Source organism: Methylobrevis pamukkalensis, from assembly GCF_001720135.1.
In the GTDB taxonomy this organism is placed as follows: Bacteria; Pseudomonadota; Alphaproteobacteria; order Rhizobiales; family Pleomorphomonadaceae; genus Methylobrevis; species Methylobrevis pamukkalensis.
Map to the genome: position 1 here is coordinate 1 of NZ_MCRJ01000335.1, position 366 is coordinate 366.

The window sequence follows — 366 nt, forward strand, 5'->3', positions numbered from 1 at the left end:
CGGCCGATCTCCGGGGCTTTTCGTTTGACGGCCGGTGCCGCGCGGGGCCGAGGTCCCGCGTCACCATTCACTCGTTGGCGGTGACCGTCACGCCGAGGGCGTCGGGCAGGGTCTGCGGCGCCGACTGGGCGGTCGCGAACAGCTCCATGAAGGTCATCGGCTTGGCCGGAGCCGCAGTCAGCGTGATCGACTTCGGGTCCTTCAGGAAGGCGCTGGCGGCAGAGGCCAGCTGCGCCTGGAACGCCGGGTTCTGGATCGGCGTCAGCATCAGCGGCAGCGCGGCCGCAAGCTGGGTTGCAAGGCCCGCCGCATCGGTGCCCATCTCCTTTGCCTGCTTTTCGAGAATGCGGCCGGTCAGCGACTTGT

Annotated in this window: 1 pseudogene; it reads right to left on the minus strand. The window is 68.9% G+C overall.

Going from position 1 to position 366, the window contains the following annotated elements:
* Positions 1 to 67 precede the first annotated feature (67 nt).
* Positions 68 to 366 (minus strand): annotated as a pseudogene (locus tag A6302_RS20805) (hypothetical protein); the annotation flags it as partial.